At 33.7% G+C, this 18,920-nt stretch carries 22 protein-coding genes; 6 read left to right on the top strand and 16 right to left on the bottom strand.

The genetic code is table 11. The annotated features are described in order from the left end of the window. The first annotated feature begins 15 nt into the window (after nucleotides 1–15). Nucleotides 16–369: a NifB/NifX family molybdenum-iron cluster-binding protein gene (locus EDC58_RS02385; protein WP_123351899.1), complete on the top strand. Its 354-nt coding sequence runs from the start codon at nucleotides 16–18 to the stop codon at nucleotides 367–369. Then, a complete protein-coding gene (locus EDC58_RS02390; RefSeq protein WP_123351900.1) occupies nucleotides 359–1,108 on the top strand; it encodes an SIR2 family NAD-dependent protein deacylase in 750 nt (249 codons plus the stop codon). The genes EDC58_RS02385 and EDC58_RS02390 overlap by 11 nt, the downstream gene beginning before the upstream one ends. Here the strand turns inward: EDC58_RS02390 and EDC58_RS02395 are convergent. From EDC58_RS02395 to EDC58_RS02405, 3 genes are all read right to left on the bottom strand, one after another. Then, nucleotides 1,101–2,030: an HNH endonuclease family protein gene (locus tag EDC58_RS02395; protein WP_123351901.1), complete on the bottom strand. Its 930-nt coding sequence runs from the start codon at nucleotides 2,028–2,030 to the stop codon at nucleotides 1,101–1,103. The genes EDC58_RS02390 and EDC58_RS02395 overlap by 8 nt on opposite strands. Beyond that, nucleotides 2,027–3,634: an AAA family ATPase gene (locus EDC58_RS02400; RefSeq protein ID WP_123351902.1), complete on the bottom strand. Its 1,608-nt coding sequence runs from the start codon at nucleotides 3,632–3,634 to the stop codon at nucleotides 2,027–2,029. The genes EDC58_RS02395 and EDC58_RS02400 overlap by 4 nt, the downstream gene beginning before the upstream one ends. Before the next feature lie 64 nt (nucleotides 3,635–3,698). Then, nucleotides 3,699–4,895 carry an NAD(P)/FAD-dependent oxidoreductase gene (locus tag EDC58_RS02405; RefSeq protein WP_123351903.1) on the bottom strand — a complete coding sequence of 399 codons (1,197 nt, stop codon included), beginning with the start codon at nucleotides 4,893–4,895 and terminating at the stop codon, nucleotides 3,699–3,701. Between the two features lie 166 nt (nucleotides 4,896–5,061). Between EDC58_RS02405 and EDC58_RS02410 the strand changes: the two genes are divergently transcribed. Continuing rightward, nucleotides 5,062–5,340, top strand: a complete 279-nt coding sequence (locus tag EDC58_RS02410) for a DUF134 domain-containing protein (RefSeq protein ID WP_123351904.1) — start codon at nucleotides 5,062–5,064, stop codon at nucleotides 5,338–5,340. Nucleotides 5,341–5,350: 10 nt separating this feature from the next. After that, nucleotides 5,351–5,914: a NifB/NifX family molybdenum-iron cluster-binding protein gene (locus EDC58_RS02415; protein ID WP_123351905.1), complete on the top strand. Its 564-nt coding sequence runs from the start codon at nucleotides 5,351–5,353 to the stop codon at nucleotides 5,912–5,914. 192 nt (nucleotides 5,915–6,106) lie between these two features. Here the strand turns inward: EDC58_RS02415 and EDC58_RS02420 are convergent, their stop codons facing one another. From EDC58_RS02420 to queC, 6 genes are all read right to left on the bottom strand, one after another. Then, nucleotides 6,107–7,315 carry an MFS transporter gene (locus tag EDC58_RS02420; protein ID WP_123351906.1) on the bottom strand — a complete coding sequence of 403 codons (1,209 nt, stop codon included), beginning with the start codon at nucleotides 7,313–7,315 and terminating at the stop codon, nucleotides 6,107–6,109. Nucleotides 7,316–7,584: 269 nt separating this feature from the next. After that, the gene (locus tag EDC58_RS02425; protein ID WP_123351907.1) at nucleotides 7,585–9,603 is read right to left on the bottom strand and encodes an ATP-dependent helicase; all 2,019 of its coding nucleotides are present in this window, start codon (nucleotides 9,601–9,603) and stop codon (nucleotides 7,585–7,587) included. A gap of 27 nt (nucleotides 9,604–9,630) precedes the next feature. Next, nucleotides 9,631–9,990 carry a flagellar assembly protein FliW gene (gene fliW, locus EDC58_RS02430; protein WP_123351908.1) on the bottom strand — a complete coding sequence of 120 codons (360 nt, stop codon included), beginning with the start codon at nucleotides 9,988–9,990 and terminating at the stop codon, nucleotides 9,631–9,633. Between the two features lie 31 nt (nucleotides 9,991–10,021). After that, entirely contained in the window at nucleotides 10,022–11,230 is a 1,209-nt protein-coding gene (locus tag EDC58_RS02435; RefSeq protein ID WP_123351909.1) for a cation:proton antiporter, read from the bottom strand. After that, on the bottom strand, nucleotides 11,230–12,072 hold the full coding sequence (gene argB, locus EDC58_RS02440) for an acetylglutamate kinase (RefSeq protein ID WP_123351910.1): 843 nt from the start codon (nucleotides 12,070–12,072) through the stop codon (nucleotides 11,230–11,232). The genes EDC58_RS02435 and argB overlap by 1 nt, the downstream gene beginning before the upstream one ends. Before the next feature lie 300 nt (nucleotides 12,073–12,372). Then, a complete protein-coding gene (gene queC, locus EDC58_RS02445; RefSeq protein ID WP_123351911.1) occupies nucleotides 12,373–13,041 on the bottom strand; it encodes a 7-cyano-7-deazaguanine synthase QueC in 669 nt (222 codons plus the stop codon). A 166-nt stretch (nucleotides 13,042–13,207) separates the two neighbouring features. Here queC and ybeY point away from each other — a divergent pair, with 166 nt between their 5' ends. Further along, nucleotides 13,208–13,624: an rRNA maturation RNase YbeY gene (ybeY, locus tag EDC58_RS02450; RefSeq protein ID WP_123351912.1), complete on the top strand. Its 417-nt coding sequence runs from the start codon at nucleotides 13,208–13,210 to the stop codon at nucleotides 13,622–13,624. Here ybeY and EDC58_RS02455 read toward each other — a convergent pair. The 3 genes from EDC58_RS02455 to tsaE are packed head-to-tail and all read right to left on the bottom strand — an operon-like array spanning nucleotide 13,621 to nucleotide 15,955. Continuing rightward, entirely contained in the window at nucleotides 13,621–14,850 is a 1,230-nt protein-coding gene (locus tag EDC58_RS02455) for an RNA polymerase factor sigma-54 (protein ID WP_123351913.1), read from the bottom strand. The two genes, ybeY and EDC58_RS02455, sit on opposite strands and share 4 nt — an antisense overlap. Beyond that, entirely contained in the window at nucleotides 14,847–15,566 is a 720-nt protein-coding gene (gene lptB / locus EDC58_RS02460) for an LPS export ABC transporter ATP-binding protein (protein ID WP_123351914.1), read from the bottom strand. Before lptB ends, EDC58_RS02455 begins: the two co-directional genes overlap by 4 nt. Beyond that, on the bottom strand, nucleotides 15,554–15,955 hold the full coding sequence (tsaE, locus tag EDC58_RS02465) for a tRNA (adenosine(37)-N6)-threonylcarbamoyltransferase complex ATPase subunit type 1 TsaE (RefSeq protein ID WP_123351915.1): 402 nt from the start codon (nucleotides 15,953–15,955) through the stop codon (nucleotides 15,554–15,556). The genes lptB and tsaE overlap by 13 nt, the downstream gene beginning before the upstream one ends. 52 nt (nucleotides 15,956–16,007) lie before the next feature. Between tsaE and EDC58_RS02470 the strand changes: the two genes are divergently transcribed. Further along, entirely contained in the window at nucleotides 16,008–16,442 is a 435-nt protein-coding gene (locus EDC58_RS02470) for a polysaccharide deacetylase family protein (protein WP_123351916.1), read from the top strand. A 393-nt stretch (nucleotides 16,443–16,835) separates the two neighbouring features. On the opposite strand, the gene EDC58_RS02475 is transcribed toward EDC58_RS02470, so the two are convergent. Genes EDC58_RS02475 through EDC58_RS02490 form a run of 4 tightly spaced genes read right to left on the bottom strand, consistent with a single transcriptional unit; the run spans nucleotide 16,836 to nucleotide 18,894 of the window. Next, entirely contained in the window at nucleotides 16,836–17,318 is a 483-nt protein-coding gene (locus EDC58_RS02475; RefSeq protein WP_123352156.1) for an HIT family protein, read from the bottom strand. After that, nucleotides 17,311–18,006: an ATP-binding cassette domain-containing protein gene (locus EDC58_RS02480; protein ID WP_123351917.1), complete on the bottom strand. Its 696-nt coding sequence runs from the start codon at nucleotides 18,004–18,006 to the stop codon at nucleotides 17,311–17,313. Before EDC58_RS02480 ends, EDC58_RS02475 begins: the two co-directional genes overlap by 8 nt. Next, nucleotides 17,993–18,310, bottom strand: a complete 318-nt coding sequence (locus EDC58_RS02485) for an MTH1187 family thiamine-binding protein (RefSeq protein ID WP_123351918.1) — start codon at nucleotides 18,308–18,310, stop codon at nucleotides 17,993–17,995. Before EDC58_RS02485 ends, EDC58_RS02480 begins: the two co-directional genes overlap by 14 nt. Then, nucleotides 18,307–18,894 (bottom strand): hypothetical protein, encoded by a 588-nt coding sequence (locus tag EDC58_RS02490; RefSeq protein ID WP_123351919.1) that lies wholly within the window; start codon nucleotides 18,892–18,894, stop codon nucleotides 18,307–18,309. The genes EDC58_RS02485 and EDC58_RS02490 overlap by 4 nt, the downstream gene beginning before the upstream one ends. Between the last annotated feature and the right edge of the window lie 26 nt (nucleotides 18,895–18,920).

The following is an 18,920-nucleotide window of genomic DNA, read 5'->3' on the forward strand; positions in this document are numbered from 1 at the left end:
TAAAAAGGAGAAAAAATGAAAATTGCACTCCCTACCAACGACAAAAAAACATTAGCGCCCCGTATCGGAATGGCAAAAGGATTTTTAGTCATAGATACCGACACTAACGAAACCACTTATATTCAAAACGAAGCATTGAAAGAATATATAAAAGAGCACAAAAAACTCCACGGAGACTGCGGAGAACACGGTCTTGGAGTCGGACAAGTATTACCTAAAAAACTAAAAGAATTAGGAGTCGAAATATTCGTAGCTAAATTTTTCGGAGAAGGAATGCTCGGTAATTTAGACCTATATCAAATCAAAACGTATGTCTCAAAAAAACATAAAATAAAAGACGTTATCGAGGAGGTACTAAATGGTGATTAACGACTACCAAACAGCCGCCAAAATCATAAAAGATTCAAAATTTCCCGTAGCTTTCACGGGAGCCGGTATTTCGGTTGAGAGCGGAATCCCGCCTTTTAGGGGTCCTACGGGACTTTGGAGCAAATACGACCCGAAAATTTTAGATATCGATTTTTTTATGAGTAATCCGGCCGAGAGTTGGAAATATATAAAAGAGATTTTTTATGACTATATGGGAAACACCCAACCAAACGACGCACATAAATTCCTCGCTTGGCTTGAAGAAATAGGAAAACTAAAAGGCGTAATCACTCAAAATATCGATAATCTTCATCAAAAAGCGGGAAGCAAAAAAGTAATAGAATTTCACGGAACGGCAAACAAAATGGAGTGTATTGATTGCAAAAGAAAATTTTACTCAGATTCTATTTCTCTTGAAACCCTACCTCCTCTATGCCCCGAATGCCAAGGAATATTAAAGCCTGATTTCGTATTTTTCGGCGAACCCATTCCACCAAAAGCTTTTGAAGAATCAATAAGACTTTGCGAAAATGCCGACTGCCTCATTGTAGTCGGTACCACGGGAGAAATAATGCCCGCAAGCCAACTACCGATACTCGCAAAACAAAACGGAGCGAAAATCATCGAAATAAATATCGAGCCGTCCAACTATACAAATAGTATCACGGACATTTTCCTAAACGACAAAGCCACAGTTGCAAGTAATAAATTAAAAGAAGAACTAAAAGGGATTATATAATCCCAAGCTCTTCTGATATGTCTTTTATGAGTTTCGAGAGTGGGCGTTTGTTTATTTCACTATCACTTACATACCCACCACTGACTAATCTCATTAAATCCTCTAAGTTTTTAAAAAAAGTACCCTCATATTTTTTAAAAAGCTCATTAAGATAATCTTCGTTATACATATATTTTTTTTGAATAAGTTCTAGGACTATGTCTTTATGCTTTTTATATATTGACTCTAAATTGAAAACATCGATATGATTTTCTGCCCTTTTATTATTATTTACAAGATTAATTTCTATATCAAAGCCTTCTTTAGAATAATAAAAATTTGAATTTATTAATTTTAAACTAAACTTTAACTCTTTATCAATATCATCAAAAAAAGGGTGCAAATGCCTTCTATCATCATTTCGCTTTTTATGATTACATGTACGACAACTTGGAATTAAATTATATAAATTTAATGCTAAAAATGGATATTTTTCTTTTGGATAATAATGATCCAATTCTACTGTAGTAACATATTTATTTTTATCTTTAATAAAATTAAATACATAATTTCTGTTACAATAGGGACATACCGAAGTATTTGTAAGTTCTATAAGCTTATATCCCCATTTTTTTCTTAATGAATTATATGCTTCTTTAACTATTTCATCATTTATATTAGTAGTTCTTTTATTTTTTTGATAATTAATAATCAGTTCATCAATATTATCTGAAAGCAAAAGCTCTGCTAAAATACTTTCATCATATTTTTCTAAAAAAATTGTAATATTTTTTAAAAAAGGAAATTTTTTATTTCCTATCTTTATATAATTTGATTTGATTTCAATTTCACTTAATTTAAAATTATCTATCTTATAATTTCCATTTACTAAACATTTTATAAACTCTTTTTTTATGTCTTCAGAAATAACAATTTTTTTCAAGAATTTTTCCTTAATATTTCCAAACGTTCTTTTAATATAGTTATTTTTTCTTCTATTTCATTTATTTTATTTAGTTTTTTACTGTCAAGTTTTCTTTGAAGCTCTTTTTTAATTATAGGCTCACCTATAATATTGATAATTTTTTGAGCTTCCTCATCAGAAGCTATTTTTGACTCTTCATTATTCAAATATTTAATAACTTCATCTATCTTACTTTTTGCATACCCACCCATAAGCCCGTCTTCCATAAAAAACCCGTGGGTCAAAAGAGTATGAATATTAGCACCAAACGTTTCAATATTTATTTCATTACTTACGTTTTTACCGTCTTTCATAAAAATAATATTTTCTTTTGGAAGGTCTGAGAGGATAAATGGGGAGTGAGTCAAAAAAAATAAAGAAAAATTGTATTCTTTAAATATTATATTTAAAACATTCTCAAATATAAATAAAAGATTTTTTTGAAAAGCGGGATGAAAACCTGTTTCAACCTCGTCTAAAAAAATAAAAATATTTTTTATTTTTCTTCCATCACAATACAGTAAAATATTATTAGCAATTATTCCAATATAACTTAAAATGATTTTCTGTCCAGTACTTAATTTTGAATATGTAAAATATTCTTCTTGATATTCAAATTCCAATTCAACAGGAAAAATATTATTTAAAATCTCCAATATTATTAAATCTTCCTTATTTTTAAAAAAAGAAAAATCTGTATCTAAAATATACTGTTCATCATTTTGTGAAAGTTTAAAATAATTCTTTATAGAATCTTTAATTTTTGTGATTTCATTTTCATGATTTTCTTTTTTGCCTTTTTTCAATATTATGTTTAATTTATCTAAAATTTCTTTTAAAAAGTTCTGATAATTATCACCTTTCAGATTTTCATTTTTTAAACCCGTTTCTATGATAGAAATTATTTTTTTTACATCTCTTAGCAGTTTTTTATTATTTATTTTTACTTTTTTTATAGCTGGTAAATTTAATTTATTTAATAAATTTTTGTTTTCATTAGCTAAAAAATAAAAATATAAAGATTTCATTTTCAAATTGGCATGTATTGATACGGGTTCAACTTTTGAAATTTGATTTCCGGTTTGAAAAGTCCTGCTTGGCTCAATGGAATAAAATTTTTTATAAACTTCGCCGCCTTCATTACTGATAGTATGAAAAATAGTAAAATCAAAAAAAATTGAATAACTTAAATTTAAAAATTTTTCTTTTTCTATATATTGATAATCTGATTTTATATTTTTTTTTGTAATATGAAAAAGTTTATTATTTTTATCTTTACACACAATAAAACATTTATTTAAATTATCTCTGTTTTCTTTTGCATATAAATATCCATAAAAAACTTCCAAAACACTGCTCTTCCCAGCCCCATTCTTTCCAACTATTGCCGTTACATTGATATTATCGGGAAATATATTAACATAATCTTTTTTCTCTTCTATTATTAGTTCGCTTTCTTCAGGTATTAACTCATCCTTTTCGTTATATTTTGGCTTAAATTCACATTTGAATCTTGGAGAAAAAGTAAATCCTTGACGTTTAATGTTTTTGTAGTCTTCTATCCATAAATAAACGAGTTCCATTTTGTTTCCTCTGACACTTTTGATATTTAAAAGGGCAAAAGCCCTTTTGAAAAATTATACCAAATTACATTCCAGGGATTCTTGGGATTTTGTTGAGTTTTGAGTTTTTGAAATACCAGCCCCAACCTTTTTTCATCCAGTGACCGATAATAGGTAGAGGTATTAAAATAGCCTTTTTATTGTCTCTATATACGAATGCAGCTCCATCACCGCTATCCATCAGACATAAAATATTTATATGAGAAATATACTCTTTTCTGGCTTCTTTACTTTCTTCCATCATTTTGATGTTATATGCCGCAACTCTTGCCATAACTTCGGCTAAGTGTCCTTGTTTAGCTCTCCAATCCGGTCCGTCGATAGCAGCACTATCACCGATTGCGAATATTGGGAATTTATCAGAGCTTGTTTCGTCAAAATCGTGCATTACTTCGCAGTATTCGTTTATTTTGATAAATCCGGCTTCATTTAACGGAAGTCCGGTATCTTTAAATAAAGCGGGTCCGTTTCCGGCAGGAATAAACATAGTCAAATCACTCTCAAGCTTGCTTCCGTCTTCAAAAATCACTCCGTCTTCTACGAATTCGGTGATTTTTTTACCTTTTATTTGTTTGATATCGAGTTTGTTAAACCACATATCCATAACTTTTAGAGCTTTTTCGCCCATTCTTGCACCAGGTTTTGGCATAGGAGCGAAAAATGTAATATCGAATTTGTTTCTGATTCCTAATTTTTTTAGTTTGTTGTGAATATTAAACATTACCTCAAAAGCAGGCCCGCCTCTAACATTGCTCGGGTCTTTAGGATTACCGCCAAATCCGAACGCAAGTTTACCCTCGCCTCTTTTAATAAGTTCGTCAAGTTTTTCTTTTATTTTTAGTGATTCTTCAGGAGCGCCGCAAATAGACATGAAATGTTCGCTGCCTTTGTGTTTTACTTTATCTGCTCCGATTGCAATAATCAGATAGTCAAAATCGCAGTTTTTCTCTTCGCCTTCACAATATACGGCTTTGTTGTTGATATCGATTTTCGTAACTTTTTTAAATTTTACGTCAAATCCGTGAACTTTGCTAAGCTCTTTCCAATCAAGAGTACAATCTTCAAAACTTATCTCACCTGTCGGAATCCAAATAGAAATAGGATATACGTACATATATTCTCTATTTGTAATAACCGTTACGTCAAATCCATATTTTCTCAGCCAAATCGCACTTTCAAGCGCAGCAAAACCACCACCTAAAACCAATACTTTCTTTGCCATTACGCCTCCCTTAAAAAATTTTAGAAGTATATCATTTTTTCTTATCGTGTTAATAAGTTTTAATAATAAAACCCCTATTTTTAAAAAATTATATCAAAAAATACTTGACATATGTTAAAATAAGATGTATAATTTCAACGAACATATGTCAGAAAGGAGCATTAAAATGCCAAGAAGAATCAGAAGAAGGATTAGAGGAAATTTCGACAGAGTATGTTTTAAACCGTGTGGTGTACCGGGACATTCTCTTGAAAAAGTCTTTTTAAACGAAGACGAACTTGAAGCTATAAGACTTATGGATTACGAAGGGCTTTATCAAGAGGATGTGGCAAAAGAGATGGGTGTTTCTCGTCCGACTATCAGCCGCATTCTCAAGGAAGCCAGAGCAAAAATAGCGGATGCACTGCTAAACGGGAAATCAATTGAAATCAAAAAAAACTTTTAAGGAGGGCAAAATGAGAGTAGCATTTCCTACAAACAACCAAAAAACAGTTGCAAACCATATCGGTCTTGCAAAAGGATTTTTAATTATTGATACTAATACCGGAGAAAAATATTACATAGACAATCCGGTACTTAAAAAAATCAACGAAGAACATATCGACCTTAAAGAACTACCTGAAGGACAAAGAGGCCTTGGTACGGGTAGAATTTTGCCTGCTTTGCTTAAAGAAGCTGGAGTTGACGTGCTTGTAGCAAGAGATTTCGGTGAAGGTATGATTAGAAACCTTGAATTTGAAGGTATCAGACCTCTTCTTACCGAAGAGAAAGATATCCAAGCCGTACTAAACGATATCGACTCTTTAAAAGAGCCTGAAATCGAAGAAGATTATTACCCAAGAGGCGTAGGATACTCAAGAAGATACGCTTATGGTTTCGGATATGGCAGAGGATACGGAAGAGGTATGGGATTTGGAAGAGGTTTTGGCAGAGGCCAAGGCTTCGGATACGGAAGACGCGGCAGAGGTTTCGGTCGCGGTTTGGGATTTGGTAGAAGATTTAGAGGGGATTTTGACTAATCCCTCTCTTTTATATCTTTTAGTAATTCTTCAAGGAACTTTGATTCTTATTTAAAAAATCCACTTCAAAACTTTTAATTCAACCTAAAAACAACACTATATCAAACCACCCTCTTTCAAATAAGTTTGGATTTTAAATTAAATTATTTTATTGTTTTTAATGTTAATATATTAACATAATAATTTTACTCTTTACTCCGCTTTTAGTCTCGTCGCAAAAAACAGACCTATCATAAGCATAATAATCGTAAATACATAAAGCACGTTATATCCGAACGCTTTTAAAATAAATCCGCCCGGAATAGCGAAAAACAGACCTATTGAAGTTAGGTTGTTTTGCAATGCTACATAAATAGGTCGTTTATCTTCAGGAGCTATTTCAAACAACAAATTCATCCCCGCAATTTTAAATCCGTCCATTGCAAAACCGATTAAGAAAAAGACTAAAGCGTACATAATTGCATTTTTTGCAAAAAGAGCGATAACAAATGCACTTATCATAGAAATAAAAGCCGAAATAATTATAAGTTTATATTTAGGAGCAAGCTTTTTCCAAACCAAATTTCCAAGCAACGCTCCGAACATCTGAACGGTAACAAAGCCACCGATAAGCCAACCTGTGAGATGAATCGTTTGATTGGCTTTTAGAATAACAAACGGAAAAGCAAACAAAAACGAATAACTAAAAAGTATAGTTAAAATCTGAATTTGCAAAGCTTTGTCTTGTTTTAGGAAGACAAAAGCGTTTTTTAGGAATTTTATAAAACTCTCTTCTTTAACTCTAACATTTTCTTTTACAGGCTCTTTGATTGTAGAAAAAGCATATAACCCGATACCGAGCAAAAAACTACTAATTATAAATAAATAGGCATAACTTTTCGGAGGCTCGAACGCACTAAGCACCCAACCTGCGATACCTCCACTGATAATTGCACCTATAGCAGCAAAAAACTGCCTGTTTGCCATAGATTTTCCACGCTCTTTTTTATCAAAAATCTTAGCAATTATTTCACTAAAATAGATACTCCCAAAACCTGCCGAAAAACTAAATATAAAAAGCCCTATCCCGAAAACTATCAACGTTAATGTAGGATTTTTATCGCCTATAATCAAAATAGCCAGCCCGATAGCAAGCCAACTCAAAAATCTCGCCAAAAATACACGCTTCAAATACGGCATTACTTTTTTATAGCTCTGAGCATAAAAAGCGGCAAAAAGCTGCACAGCAATCGCCCCACCCCTCAAAAGTGAAGCAAAAACACCTACAAGCACAACACTTTCGCTAAAATGATGAACAATAAGCGGCAAAATCGTAGAAGGGTCCGCAACACTCATCGCCACCGCTAAGAAAAATCCGTGAAGTATGTTTTTTAGATTGTTTTCTTTATAATTTGCTGACAAATGTTTCCTTTTTTGGAGCGAATTTTAACACAAAATTTAGAATTGATATAAAACTCCTCTAAAAATAGAGTATTAAAATTAATAAAATATTTTATTTTCAAAATATGTATTAGAATACACTTTTATACTTTAGACAGATTTCCAACAAAAATTTTATAAATTTAAACCAACAACTTAACATAATAACTTTACCCTGAAACACTCATCACCCAATACCTATCATCCATCACCCAAAACCCATCACCCAACACCTACAACCCAATACCCTTTTAAACCTTATACCCCGCTTCTTTTAAAAACCTACTCGGCTCGTAAGTGATATTTTTTATTCTGTCGTTTTTTGCAAGTGCGAAAAAAAGCCTGTCTTTTGCACGCGTGACTGCTACGTAAAAAAGTCTTCTCTCTTCTTCTATACCTCCGGCAGGTTTTGAAAGTTTGATATTTGGAAAACGCCCCTCCATCATATCTACGATATAAACTTCTTCGAATTCAAGACCTTTGCTTGCATGTACGGTCAATAAGTTCACTCCGCTCCCCTCACTCATTTCGCTCGCACCAAGCACCATAGCGTTTAAAAACCTCTCCAAATCCGAATAATTTTTTAAAAGATTGCCTAAAATTTTGACTTTGTTTTTTATTTTTTCTTTCGCTTCGTGATATCTCTCTTCGTCTATTTTTCCGTTTTTGTCTTTTGCGCGTTCTTTTGCTATGTTCGAAATAATATGATCGAAAATTTTCGAATTTATTAATTCGTTAAAAATAGCTTGAGGATTTTTAAATCGCTTTATTCTCTTTAAGAATTGATAAAAATTATGTAAAAATTCGGCACCTTCAATAGATAGTTTCGGGTGTCTTAGTATCGGATTTGCCAAAAATTCTTCATCAAACCCCAAATTTACGAACTTACTCACACTCCCTAACGTAACGAAATCATCAAAAAGCCCCAACTGATATGAAGTTCTTTTTTTGGTAAAGACTTTTTTTGAAGTATCGGGATTTAAAAACCCCTTTATCGCATCACCATCGCCAAGCGTCATTAGAGCTTCGAAGATTTCGCCGGCAATTGCACTTCCGACACCTTTAGCGTATTCGAAAATATGAATAAAAGCCATAATATCTTTCGGGTTTATTAGAAAAGTGAGCAAATCAAGAGTTATTTTAATTTCTCTGCTGTCAAAAAAACTCATACCGCCTTTTCTTTTGCACTCTATTCCTTTTTCTCTAAGCATCGCTTCAATCGCATCGGCTGAAGAGTTGTTTCTAAAAAGTATTGCTATTTCTTCTCTTTTTGTAGTGCTTGTTAAAATCCTGCTTGCGATATCCCTATACTCTTCAAAAGTATCGTTATACATCAAAACTTTCGGATACTCACCGCTGTATCCTCTGGTAACTTCAAGGGTTTTGGGATAAATTCTCGGGTTGTTTTTGATAACCCTATTTGCAATATCCAAAATTTCGCCGTAACTTCTATAGTTTTTCTTTAAAGTAAAAACTTTTGCGTTTTCGTATCTCTTATCAAAAGTGGAAATAATAGAAATATCCGCTCCGTTAAAAGCATAAATACTTTGGTCGTAATCACCCACACAAAAAAGCCCCTCTTGTTTTACCGACTCAATAAGTTCGTTTTGTAAAGGATTGGTATCTTGATATTCATCTACGAGCACTTCTCTATAAGGATTTTCTATTCCGTTTTTTAGGTGGTTTGTCATTTCGATCAATAAAGAATTGAAATCGACCAAATTGTGCTCTTTTTTTATGTTTTCATACTCGTCGAAAATATCTTCGTATATTAATGCATACGGCTCGTGAGAGGGAGCTTTTTGCAACAGCCACTCTTCAAAAGAGGGAGCGTTTGAGTTTAGGTATAAAGAGTACAAATCAAAAAGATAATTGGCACTATAAGGTTTTTCTTCTATTCCGAGACGAGAAAAATCTCTTTTGTCGTATATGGACTTAAAAAGAATTTTCAAATCTTTGGGAGTTTTTAGGGTTATGTTTTTATTGAGTTTTTTTAGCCATCTGTAGCTTACCGAGTGAAAAGTGCCGGCTTCTATATTTTTTGCGCTTGGAATCACACGCGCGACTCTCTCTTTCATTTCGGCTGCGGCTTTATTGGTGAATGTAAGGAGTAAAATTTCTTCGGGTTTTATACCTTCTTCTAAAAGATAAGCGATTCTTCCTACAATCGTAGAAGTTTTACCCGTCCCGGCACTCGCAATTACCAAATTATGCCCCAAAGGAGCGGTTGCGGCTTGGAGTTGTTCTTTGTTTAATTTACTTAACGGCAAAAGCCACCCTTTTTGGGTGGAATTTTATCATTTTTTTATAAAATCTTTTATAGGAGCGTAGTCGTAATCTTCCAATATCACCTGAGCTAAGGTATGATTTTTCGGATTTAGCAAAATCGGCGCTTTAAAATTAACGATAGAATCCTTAAACGGCTCTTGTCTGACGAGATTGCAATATACAAGAGGAGGATTTTTTTCGTCTATATCCAGCAAAACCTTCACATCGGCCGGAATCTCGAAAGAGTAGTTTTTATCAAGCGCAAAAGGATTGACAAGCGTGAAGATGTAGTCGTTTATTTTTAAAAGAGCGAAACTTTCGTCTATCAACTGAAAAGTAGCTTCGTTAAAGTTCTCAAACCCCGGTATCGGCTTTTTTATTTTATACATTTTCTCTCCTTTTTAAAAGGAGAAGCAAAAACTATTCCGATTCGTAAATAGGCTTGTACCATTTCAAAAGAAGAGGTACGGAAATGTTAAGCAAAAACGTCACGAACATGAGCGTATAAAACTCTTCTTGAGAGATGAGATGATTTTGGACATACGTGATATTAAGCACGATAAAAGCAAGCTCGGCACGCCCGAGCATCCCAAAGCCGATAAGCCAGCTGTCTTTTGATGAATATCCGCCCGTATATTTTGCGGCAAAAGCGGCGGAGAGTACCTGAAAAACTAGCACTAAAACAAAAAGTGTAAGTGTCGGTATAATCACTTCTTTTAGAATATGCGGTTCAAAGATTATTTTTCCGCCGAGCAAAATAAAAAATACCGGTCCGAATACCGTAAAAGCCATAGTATTGGTGATTTTTTCTATCTCTTTGGCTCTATTTTGATTTCCCACTTCAAAATATTCGGCTTTAAGTATCAACCCAGCAAAATATGCGCCTATCGCCGGATGAAATCCCAAAATATGTGCAACGTCTCCGAATAAAAAGACCAAAATAAAAACACCCAAAACAGCATAATTACCTCTATCGACGATAAAAAGATATCTTATTCCTTTTTTGTGAGGGACGATAAATTTACCCACCAAATAAACAAACCCGAAAAACGCCAATACGTCAAAAAACGTATTCATTAATTTTTCAAAATCGACTACCAAATTCCCGTTTTGAGTGTTTCCGCTAAGAATAATAGGCAAAAGTACCGCAACTCCTATTAAACTAAGCACATCATCCACAACGGCACTCGTCATAATACCGGTAGCCGCCGGAGTTTTTTCAAGTCCCAAAGACTTTAAACTCACCATAGTAAGCGATACGGCCGTAGCCGTCATCGTAAGTCCCCAAATTAGAGCGGAATTAGTAGAAAACCCGAAAAATTTGGCACTCAAAAATCCTGCCAAAAAAGGAAAAATCGCACCGATAATCGCAATTCCCCACGCTTTTTTGACGCCTTTTAAAAAATTACTCAGATTCTCTTCGAATCCGAGCGCGAACATAACAAGAATAATCCCTATCTCACCCAAAAACTCGATTCTGTGGTCTTCGCTTAAAATATGCAAATTTCCAAGTACCGCACCGAGCACGATATACCAAAGTACATCGACCGTATTCGTCTTTTTTGCAAGAATTTTTGCGACGAATATCGTCAAAAAAAGTATAAAAAGCTCGGTCCAGATGTAGTGCATTATTTCTCCTTGATTTCAGTACCTATACCCTCACTCGTCAATAGCTCGAGCAATATGGAGTGCTCCACTCTTCCATCGATTATATGGGCTTTTTCGACTCCTCTTTTCACTGCGCTAAGAGCGGCATCCACTTTCGGAATCATCCCCCCTGCAATTGTTCCGTCTTTTTTTAGATTTTCAATTTCACCTGCCGTTAGAGAGCTTATTAGGTTTTTGTTTTTATCAAGCACTCCCGGCGTATCAGTTAGGAAAATAATTCTTTTAGCACCGATAGCTGCGGCAATTTCGCTTGCTGCGGTATCAGCGTTTATGTTGTATCCAGGGTGTGTCGGAGAGTCTCCGGCCGCAATAGGCGCAATTACGGGAATAAGATTTTCGCTTAGAAGTTTATTGATAAACACTCCGTCAATCGAAGTAATCTCTCCCGTATATCCGACAAGCGATTTTGCTTTCATAAAGCTCATATCTTTTCCGTTGATTCCGATAGCTTTTGCTCCGTGCTGATTTAACATATTTACAATTTCTTTATTAATTTCGCCGCTTAGTACCATTTCGGCGATTTTAATCGAATCTTCCGTAGTTACCCTAACTCCGTCTTTAAATTCGGTCTTGACGTTTAGGGCATTTAGAATTTCAGTAATTCTTTTACCGCCTCCGTGAACAATAACGGGCTTAATTCCCACCATATAAAGCATCAAAATATCAATTGCAAAACTCTCTTTTAATTTTTCATCAATCTGCGCCGCACCTCCGTATTTTATAACTATGGTTTTTCCGTAAAATTTTCTAATAAACGGAAGTGCGTCAAGTAAGGTTTTTACCGTTTCTATTTTCTTTTGCATGGTACTCCTTTTTTTTATTTTAATGTAATCGGTTAATTTTTTTTAATCTTTTTTGTCATATGCCAAAAATTTATTTAAATGTGAAATTTTGTAATAAAAAATCACTCCAAAACCACAACTTAACTCTAAGTCTACCCTATTCAGGATTTTTTAAACAATAACTCCAACTTAAAATCATCTTATAAAACCTTGCAAAATATTCACCATATTTAACATATTCAACATAAATTCATAAATTCATAAGTTCACAAATACATAAATGAAAAAAAATTATATGCACATCAAATTAACATAATAATCTTACTCTTTATATGGTATTTTATCTTTCATTCCCGCTTTTTCGAAACCTTTTAGTCTCAACCTACAACTATCACAAACCCCGCACGCTTCATCTTCGTTTTTATAACAACTCCAAGTCAGTTCCAACGGCACGCCAACCTCAGCCGCTTTTTTTACGATATCCTCTTTTTTTAGATGAATCAAAGGAGTTTTTATCTCTACTTTCGTTTCCGGTTTGGTTCCGGCGTTTATTGCTTTTTGCATATAATTTATAAACTCCTCCCTACAATCCGGATATCCGCTGCTATCCTCTTCCACAACACCGATATAAATAGCTTCAGCTCCCTCTTTTTCAGCAACAGCTGCCGAAATAGACAAAAAAATCCCGTTTCTAAAAGGTACGTAAGTTATCGGAATACCCGGTTTCAATCCGTCAGTAGGCACTTCCAAACTCTCATCCACAAGAGCACTCGCTCCTATTTGCTTGAAAAAAGGAATATCGATAATATATCTTTTATTTTTTTCGATTTTTAAATAATCGCAAATATCATTAAATGCTTTTAGCTCTCTTTTTTCCGTTCTTTGCCCGTAGTTAAAATGAAGAGGAATAATCTCATATCCCTCTTGCTTTGCAATAAACGCGGCGGTTGTAGAGTCCATCCCACCACTCAAAATCACCACAGCTTTCATATTCTTCCTTTATTCAGTATTGTACTGTTTTTACCCATACCAATCTCACTTATTTTCCCTTTTTTACAAACCCACCATTTTCACCATTTCACAACTTCACTATCCCTCCCCTCTCTTCCATTTCAACACCATACTTTTATATAATTTTACTAAAAAAGGCCTGTTAATGATAGATTTTGACAATAGAACGGATTATGAGTTTGACATCGAAGAACTAAAAGAAATTTATGAATATCTCACAAATAAAGATATCGAGCTTATTTTGACAACGGATGAAGAGATAAAAGAGCTAAACAAAGCCTACAGAAACAAAGACAAAGCAACCGACGTTTTAAGTTTTCCACTTGAAGATATGCCCGGTATGCCGCTTGGCAGTATCGTAATCTCAATCGACACTGCAAAAAAAGGAGCACAAGAGTTCGGCCATAGTGTTAATGACGAAATAAAACTGCTTTTTATTCACGGACTTTTACATCTTTTGGGATACGACCACGAAACCGACAACGGAGAGATGAGAGAAAAAGAAAAAGAGTTAATAGAAAAGTTCAATCTTCCAAAAAGCCTGATTATAAGAAACGATTAAAATTTCACCCCCACCTTATAAAGTCTTTTTCTCTCCCTGCTGCTTGGGATTTTTAATGATTCGCGGTATTTCGTAATAGTCCTTCTGACAAGTGACAAATTATATTTTTTATTGATAATATCACAGATTTTGTCATCGCTTAAAGGTTTGTTTTCATCTTCGTTTTTGATTATATTTTTTATCTCTTCTTTTATCTGGTTTGCAGAAACTTCCTCATCAAGTGCGGTTGAAAAGAAGTTTTTCAGAGGTATAATTCCTCTATCGCACAAGAGATATTTGTTAGCAATCGCGCGGCTGATTGTAGAAGGGGCAAACTCCAAAGCATCGGCGATATCTTGGATTTTCATAGGTTTTATAACCCCGCCTTGAAAAAAGTCATACTGAAACTCCACAATCATTAAAGCGATTTTTTTAAGAGTCGATTTTCTCATTTCAAGAGCGTCGATAAGACTTCTTGCTTCTTTTAGTTTTTCTTTTGAGTACTCATCCTCGGCAGGGTCGTCTTTTATGTAGATTTCGGGGTAGTGTTCGTCGTTTAGTTTTATCTCAAGCATTCCGTCGTTATTTATGATTATAATTTCCGGAATTATCTCTTCATCCGGCAAAAACTCGAGATTCGGAGTTACTTTAAATTGTTTTATTATTTTCATCGCTTCTTTAAAACGCGGATGATTAAAATATTTTTCGATGTTTTCGATATTTTTTATAATCTCTTTTGTCAAGGCAAAAAGCTCTTCGTCTATATCTTCGGTATTATAAAGCTGAAAAAGCATAGCTTCTTTTATGTCTTTTGCCCCGACTCCCACAGGATTTAAATACATAAATCTCTCTCTAATAGCCTTTACTTTCTCGACACTCGTGCCTGTAAGCATTGCTATTTCCTCTTCATCGCCTTCAAAAAAACCTTGAGGGTTTATATCTTCTATTATCATCATCGCTATCATTTTCGATTTTTCGGTTGGGAAGAGATTTGAATTTTCAACTTGTTCTATCAACTCTTCCAAAAGAGTGGTTTTTGAAGTGCTAAGCGCTTCTATTTCGTTAGTTATGGCGTTTTTTAGGTTGCTTGCAGTTATGAATTTTTTACTTTTAACTTCCAAAAAAGGATTTTGAGAGGATTGTTCTTTTAATTCCTCATAAAGTTCGTCGATTCCCGCTTTTAGTATAGGCAAAAAACTGATAAGTTTGGTTGAAAGTTTTTGGGTTGTTTTTTGTTTTAGTTTCATAGCCTAAACTCTTCTCCCAAATAATGTTTTTTAACTTCCGGATGATTTACGATATGATTCGCATCTCCGTGAGTTAGGATATTTCCGTCTTTTAGTACATACGCCCTATTACAAATCGAAAGCGTTTCTCTTACGTTGTGGTCGGTGATGATAACACCGATATTTTCTTGACTTAGGAATTTCACAAGCTCTTTGATATCGTTAACGTTTACCGGGTCCACCCCAGCAAACGGCTCGTCCAAAAACAAAAACTTAGGTCTTGGCACAAGCGCTCTTGCTATTTCGACCCTTCTTCTTTCACCACCGCTTAGATTAATCCCTTTTCTTTTTCTGATAGGCTCGATATTAAACTTCTCAAGCAAGTCTTCGACCACTTTTTTTTGAGTATCTTTATCATAATATTGCTCGGCTACGATATAGAGATTATCTTCAACACTCAAGTCCCTAAAAACCGAACTTTCTTGAGGTAAATATCCGATTCCCATTCTCGCTTTTTTATGAAGAGGATATTTTGTAATATCTTGTTCTTCAAGCGTCACTTTCCCCTCATCCGGTTCCAAAAGTCCGCAAATAAGATAAAAAGTCGTCGTTTTTCCGGCTCCGTTTGGTCCTAAAAGCCCTACGACTTCACCCGTATTTACTTCAATACTGACACCTTTTATAATAAGCGTCTTTTTGAATGATTTTTTTAAATTTTCAGCTTTTAATTTTGACATTCAAATATCCTTTTATCACCCTCAAGCGTAATTTTTATAAGCAGATAATCAATCCCGTAAAGTTTCAAAATATCTTCAAGACCCTCTCCCCACTCCAAAAAGTGATAGCCCTCTTTTTCAAGCTCTTCAAGCATCCCAAGAGCCAAAAACTCATCAACTCCTTTATTATAAAGGTCGTAATGATAAACTTTTTCACCATAAACGTTTTGAATGGCAAACGTAGGAGACGTCACTTCATCACTTAATCCCAATAATTTGACGAACTCTTTTACAAGTGTGGTTTTTCCGCTGCCAAGAGTCCCACTTAGGATTATTATATTTTTTCCGCTATTTTTTATACATTCGACGACATTTTTCAAATCTTCGATATTTTTTACCTCGATTTGCATCAAACCCCCGATGTTTTTTATTATTATAACAAATAAGATTTTAAGGACGCCGATGAAATTCGCGATTTTATTCGTTTTTAGTTATCTTTTCGCAATAAGTGATTACAGAGTCGTTAATTTTTGCATATCAAAACATACCTTAGCCATAAGAGAATTCAAACAAAACGACAAAGAAAAACTACTCATCGTAAATACCAACACTCTAAAAACATCAATAATCCTAAAAATCGACCTAAAAACACAATGTGACCTAAAAGCTAAATATTTCAAACTCCTAAACCAAAAACCGAAACTTCAAAACGCCGGTGTCACAAAATCAAAACATCCCGTATTAAGCGTTGATTTTTGTCCCTCAAGTAAAAGAGGTTTTGATAAAATCATTTTTACATCGCTTATAAAAAAACAAAAAAACGCTCCCGTTATAGTTTTTATGAGTAAAAATTGGATAAAACACCACAAAAAATCATTCGAATTATTAAAAAAATAGCAAAAAGAGAAAAAATTAAATATCCTCTGGGGAAACCACACGGCGACTCACCCATATATCAAACACCTCCCTCTTAATAAAAATTTCGTACTTATCAAAGGCTACGACCTAAAAAAAGATATCTTAAACAACGAAAGATATCTAATAAACAACGGAGTAACTCCGTCGATTTTCTTTAGATTCCCGGGACTCATAAGTGATAAAAAAACTTTAAAAATAGTAAATTCTTTAGGATTAATCGCAATAGGCTCCAATGCGTGGCTTGCAAAAGGAGAAAAAGTCACAAATCATTCTATAATTTTAATCCACGGCAACAAAAACGAAGAAAAAGGAGTAAAAATCTTCCTCCAAAAACTTAAAAACATAAAAAAACTTTACCCTCTAAACGAATCGTTATAAATATTTTTTCGAAATTTCTTTTATCTCTTCAAAAATCTTATCAAAATCCGCACTATAAACCCTGGTATTAAAAACGGTCGTCATCATATTGGTATCTCTTTTAAATCTCGGTACCAAATGAAGATGTATATGCCCCGGAATCCCGGCTCCCGCATCAAAACCCAAATTCCAGCCCATATTTATACCATCAGCTCCGAAATCTTTTAGGATTTTGCACCCTTTTTGAGCCATTTTGGCAATATGACATACCTCTTTTTCACTCAAATCTTCATACTCTCCCACGTGACGGATAGGAATAATCATAAAATGTCCCGGATTATAAGGAAACCTATTCATCACAAAAAAGCAGATATCGTCTCTATAAAAAACGTGATTTTCATCGTCGTTTTCAGCAGAAGCGGCAATATCGCAAAAAACACAGCCGGTTTGTTTTTTTACGTGATACTCTCTTCTCCACGGTGCATAAAGTCTATCCATAAAATCTCCTGTAAATTTTTTCATCAATCCCAAAAAGTTCGATGATATCCTCTTTTTCCACTCTATTTGCGACTTTAAAAATCTTACCTTTACTTAACATAATAATCTTACCATACGAAAAAACTTCACTAAAATCGTGTGTTATCATTATCTTTTTAACATCAAGCCCCTCAATCAACTCCAAAAACTGATGTTTAGCTTTTATATCAAGCCCGTTTGTCGGCTCGTCAAGACATAAAATTTTAGGATTATGAACCAAAGCCCTTGCAATCAAAAGTTTTTTCATCTCTCCAAGAGACAACGTACTTACCGCCTGATTCGGCTTAAGAGAGAAAAAATCCAAAATCTCTTTTGTTTTATTTTTCTCTTCATCTGAAAAATCAAAAAAATTATAAACCACAAGCGCATTTTTAAAAGAGCTGATAACCGCATCGAATACCGAAATATTTTCATTTTTATAAAAATATTCAAGAGTGTTATTCACAACTCCGAATGTCTCTCTTGCCTCCTTTAATGTTAAAGTTTTACCGAAAACCTCTCTTTTAAAAAGCTTTTGAGGATATAATTCGTGAGTTATTACGCTTAAAAGCAGACTCTTCCCGCTGCCGTTGGGCCCTAAAATAGCAAAACTATCCTCCGCTTCAAGTTCGATATCCAAAAACAGATGTTTAAATTTAAGCTTTAGCATTCACTTCGCCGATTTTTTTCTTTATCGATTCGATTTTTTGCTTCATTCTGTTTGATTTATTTTTTCTTATATCCATTTTTATAGTCGTATAAACTCTATTGCAATCCGCTTCAAGCTGTTTATAGGCGTTGTTTATTACGTTTGTAGCTTCTTCAATCGTATCCACTTCAAAAACCGTCCCCATAGGAGTGAGCTCATACGCAATATCGCTATCTTTAAACATTTTGATTATTCTGCTAACATATTCGCTTACGCTCTCACCCTTATCGGTCGGAAACATCGCAAATTCAACCAAAACGCTCATTTACCCTCCTTATTTTTTGTTGCAGATATAATCCATACGATGCCAATTAACAACACTGCCGGGATTAAATAATACAAAATAAATTTACTCAAATAGTAATGATTCCAAATATTATATTTCACAGCACCAAAAAGTATATAAATCAAACATAAAACTACAGTTATCCGAAAATAAAAAACATTGTGTTCACGAACTCTATTTACTAATGAAAATAATATATCTTTTAAAAAACAATATAACTTTTCAACAGGTTTAAACGTAACATATTTTAATAAATAAGAAAAAATAAAAACTCCAAAATATAATACAGTATAATATAAGGCTAATTTTTTCCATTTTTTTATATATACTTTTTCATTTTTCATATCATCAGATAATTTTTCGCATTGAGGCGTTAGTCTATATAAACTAAATTTACCATTTGATGCGACAAAACATGACGTGTTATATTCTTTTTCTATTATTTTCAGATTTTCATTATGTAAATCTATTTTCTGAAAAAAAACCGATACAGTAACCAAATAAAAAAAGACAATAATGAATATTGCCATAATTTTATTTATTATTATCCTAGTTTTACTCATAATACGACCTTAATTAAACTGTATTT

The sequence above is a fragment of the Caminibacter pacificus genome (assembly GCF_003752135.1).
In the GTDB taxonomy this organism is placed as follows: Bacteria; Campylobacterota; Campylobacteria; order Campylobacterales; family Nautiliaceae; genus Caminibacter; species Caminibacter pacificus.

Coding starts and splice junctions, on each gene's coding strand:
- EDC58_RS02435 (WP_123351909.1), bottom strand. CDS start 11,230: ATGCACTACATCTGGACCGAGCTTTTTATACTTTTTTTGACGATATTC.
- EDC58_RS02490 (WP_123351919.1), bottom strand. CDS start 18,894: ATGAGTAAAACTAGGATAATAATAAATAAAATTATGGCAATATTCATT.
- EDC58_RS02485 (WP_123351918.1), bottom strand. CDS start 18,310: ATGAGCGTTTTGGTTGAATTTGCGATGTTTCCGACCGATAAGGGTGAG.
- queC (WP_123351911.1), bottom strand. CDS start 13,041: ATGAAAGCTGTGGTGATTTTGAGTGGTGGGATGGACTCTACAACCGCC.
- EDC58_RS02405 (WP_123351903.1), bottom strand. CDS start 4,895: ATGGCAAAGAAAGTATTGGTTTTAGGTGGTGGTTTTGCTGCGCTTGAA.
- ybeY (WP_123351912.1), top strand. CDS start 13,208: ATGATAGATTTTGACAATAGAACGGATTATGAGTTTGACATCGAAGAA.
- EDC58_RS02470 (WP_123351916.1), top strand. CDS start 16,008: ATGAAATTCGCGATTTTATTCGTTTTTAGTTATCTTTTCGCAATAAGT.
- EDC58_RS02400 (WP_123351902.1), bottom strand. CDS start 3,634: ATGGAACTCGTTTATTTATGGATAGAAGACTACAAAAACATTAAACGT.
- tsaE (WP_123351915.1), bottom strand. CDS start 15,955: ATGCAAATCGAGGTAAAAAATATCGAAGATTTGAAAAATGTCGTCGAA.
- EDC58_RS02480 (WP_123351917.1), bottom strand. CDS start 18,006: ATGCTAAAGCTTAAATTTAAACATCTGTTTTTGGATATCGAACTTGAA.
- EDC58_RS02410 (WP_123351904.1), top strand. CDS start 5,062: ATGCCAAGAAGAATCAGAAGAAGGATTAGAGGAAATTTCGACAGAGTA.
- EDC58_RS02390 (WP_123351900.1), top strand. CDS start 359: ATGGTGATTAACGACTACCAAACAGCCGCCAAAATCATAAAAGATTCA.
- EDC58_RS02455 (WP_123351913.1), bottom strand. CDS start 14,850: ATGAAACTAAAACAAAAAACAACCCAAAAACTTTCAACCAAACTTATC.
- EDC58_RS02475 (WP_123352156.1), bottom strand. CDS start 17,318: ATGGATAGACTTTATGCACCGTGGAGAAGAGAGTATCACGTAAAAAAA.
- fliW (WP_123351908.1), bottom strand. CDS start 9,990: ATGTATAAAATAAAAAAGCCGATACCGGGGTTTGAGAACTTTAACGAA.
- EDC58_RS02385 (WP_123351899.1), top strand. CDS start 16: ATGAAAATTGCACTCCCTACCAACGACAAAAAAACATTAGCGCCCCGT.
- EDC58_RS02415 (WP_123351905.1), top strand. CDS start 5,351: ATGAGAGTAGCATTTCCTACAAACAACCAAAAAACAGTTGCAAACCAT.
- lptB (WP_123351914.1), bottom strand. CDS start 15,566: ATGTCAAAATTAAAAGCTGAAAATTTAAAAAAATCATTCAAAAAGACG.
- argB (WP_123351910.1), bottom strand. CDS start 12,072: ATGCAAAAGAAAATAGAAACGGTAAAAACCTTACTTGACGCACTTCCG.